This window comes from Mesorhizobium sp. M7A.F.Ca.ET.027.03.2.1 (assembly GCF_003999175.1).
Classification (GTDB): Bacteria; Pseudomonadota; Alphaproteobacteria; order Rhizobiales; family Rhizobiaceae; genus Mesorhizobium.
In genome coordinates this window covers 1-2,693 of the sequence record NZ_RZOM01000864.1, presented here as the reverse complement: position 1 = coordinate 2,693, position 2,693 = coordinate 1, and the positions used below count along the sequence as shown (strand labels likewise).

Below are 2,693 nucleotides of genomic sequence, written 5' to 3'. Positions count from 1 at the left end.
ATGTCGCGCCCCTTCGGCATGCCGCGCGGATCGATGCCCGATCCGCCGTGATGAGCCTCGTCCCTCGGCCGTGCGGCAACGGAAACGGCGTCTTGCGGTTTCCCACGCTGGCCAGCCCGGCCGACAGATCGGTCAGCTCGTGGGCGACGAGGTGCACCACCTCCTCTTCCGTCGGATGCGTCCGCGGACGCCGAGCATGGCCGAAGCAAGAAGCACGCGCCGGAATTTCTCGAGAGATCTTGACCCAGACGACGACGTTTGCCGCACCCGTCTCATCCTCCAGAGGAACATGAAGCCTTTGGCCGAGCCCGGCCGCTGCCGGACCAGCACCAGGCCGGCGGCCTCGAGCCAGCTTCTGCCTCGCGCCTGCATAGCATCCTGACAGGTCACGGTGCGGCGCCGGTTAGGCGGCACGCCGATTTTGGCAACGCTAGCCTGTGAACTGAAGAATGAAGGTCGGACTTGCGGCACATCGATTAGGTTCAAATGATAAGTTGCTGCCCGGCGAGGTCGTTTCAGCGCATCTCGACTGGTGGGTCGGCAAGACAATGCGGAACGGAAATGATCGCAGGCGTAAAGGACGGCTTTCGGGGCCGGAAGCTTCAGGCCTGGAACCGGACCCCAGTTTGGCGCAAGCATCGTGGCCTCCGCCCGGTCAGGCATTCACCGGCTCGCGAAATGCCAATTGATTCTGCTTAACCGGGCATACCTAAACGGCCACTTGCGTTCCGATCTCGACCACACGTCCGGTCGGGATCTGGAAATACTCCGTCGCGTCGGCGGCCGTGCGCGCCAAGCCGATGAACAGCTTGTCCTGCCACACCGGCATGCCGGAGTTGGGTGACGCCTTGAGCGAGCGACGCGACAGGAAGAAGGACGTCGTCATGATGTCGAACTTCCAACCCTGCTTGCGGCAGATCGCCAGCGCACGCGGGATGTTAGGCTGTTCCATGTAGCCGAAGGTCAGTGTCACCCGCATGAACAGCTCATTGATCGTTTCCATCTTGATCCGCTCGCTGTCGGGCACCACGGGCTGCTGCGCCGTCACCACAGAGAGGATGACGTTCTGTTCGTGCAGCGCCTTGTAGTGCTTCAGGCTGTGCATCAACGCGGTCGGCGCACTGGCGGGATCGCTGGTCAGGAACACGGCCGTACCGGACACCAGCTGCGGTTTCTTCTTCAACAGATTGCCCGCAAGGAAATCGAGCGGAATCTGGTTCCTGCGCGTCTTGTCAAATAGATACCTGCTGCCTCTTATCCAAGTCCACATGGTCATCACGATCACTGCGGCAATGGCAAGCGAGGCCCAGCCGCCTTCGAATACCTTGACGATGTTAGCTGCAAAGAAGCCGGTATCGATGAAGACGAACACCGCCATTAAGGCTATCGCGACGCCGAGCGGCCATTTCCAGATGCGCGTCATCACAACAAAAAGCAGTATGTTCGTCACCAGCATATTGCCGGTCACCGAAATACCGTAGGCCGAGGCCAGCCGGCTGGATTCGCCGAAGCCGACCACCAGCAGCATCACCACCAGCGCCAGCATCAGGTTGATGCGCGGCAGATAGATCTGGCCCGACTGTTTTTCCGACGTGTGCTGGATGACGAAACGCGGCAGCATGTTGAGCTGTACCGCTTGCCTGGTCAGCGAAAAGGCGCCGGAGATCACCGCCTGGCAGGCGATCACGGTCGCCGCCGTGGCAAGCACGACCATCGGAATAAGCGTCCAGCCCTGGTTCATCTCGAAGAACGGATGACCGACAACGCCGCCATTTGCCAGCACGAAGGCGCCTTGCCCGACATAATTGAGCAACAGACAAGGGAACACGATCGCCAGCCAGGCGAGCACGATCGGCTTGCGGCCGAAATGGCCGAGGTCGGCGTAGAGCGCCTCGGCTCCGGTGACGGCGAGGAAGACTGCACCAACCGTAACGAAGGCGACGTCAGGCGAGTTGACCAGGAACGACACGATGTAATGCGGGCTGATTGCCAGCAGGATTTCCGGGTCGTCCATGATGTGGTTGAGCCCGGAAAGGCCGATGGCCAGGAACCACAGCGCGGTAACGGGTCCGAACACCAATCCTACGCCGCCGGTGCCAAACCGCTGTACCGCAAACACGATCGCCAGGATGGCCAGTGTCAGCGGCACCACATAGGGCTGGAACGTCGGCGTGACGACATTCATACCTTCGACCGCCGACAGTACCGAGATTGCCGGCGTAATGACGGCGTCGCCAAAAAAAAGCGCCGCGCCGACGATGCCGATGCCGATGCCGATGCCGAGGATCACCGCAGAGCAGGTCGGGAAACTGTTGCGCGCCAGCGCCATAAGCGACAGCACTCCGCCCTCGCCTCGATTGTCGGCGCGGAGCACGAACATGATGTATTTGATCGTCACGGTGATCGTCAGGGACCAGATGATCAGCGAGAGTACGCCGAGGATGTCGCCACGGCTGGCGACGTTGCCACCCGCTGATGCATGCAACGCCTCGCGAAATGCATAGATCGGGCTGGTGCCTATATCGCCATAAACGACACCTAGTGCGCCCGACATCAGCGCCTTGGTGCTGTGCTGCTCGACCTCAGAATGGCTCGATTGTTCGACAGGTTCTGCCTCGTTACCAGCATTGGTAAGGGCCATGGACGACACTCCGATAAGCGCGCGGTGCTCTACGCTTGCTGCACTGCAATAT

At 60.9% G+C, this 2,693-nt stretch carries 1 protein-coding gene and 1 pseudogene; both read right to left on the bottom strand.

Going from position 1 to position 2,693, the window contains the following annotated elements; translation table 11 throughout:
* Positions 1 to 402, bottom strand: a pseudogene (dnaE2, locus tag EN750_RS41020) (error-prone DNA polymerase); the annotation flags it as partial.
* 307 nt (positions 403 to 709) lie between these two features.
* Complete coding sequence (locus EN750_RS28140) at positions 710 to 2,641, bottom strand: potassium transporter Kup (protein ID WP_126080677.1); 1,932 nt, start codon at positions 2,639 to 2,641, stop codon at positions 710 to 712.
* Between the last annotated feature and the right edge of the window lie 52 nt (positions 2,642 to 2,693).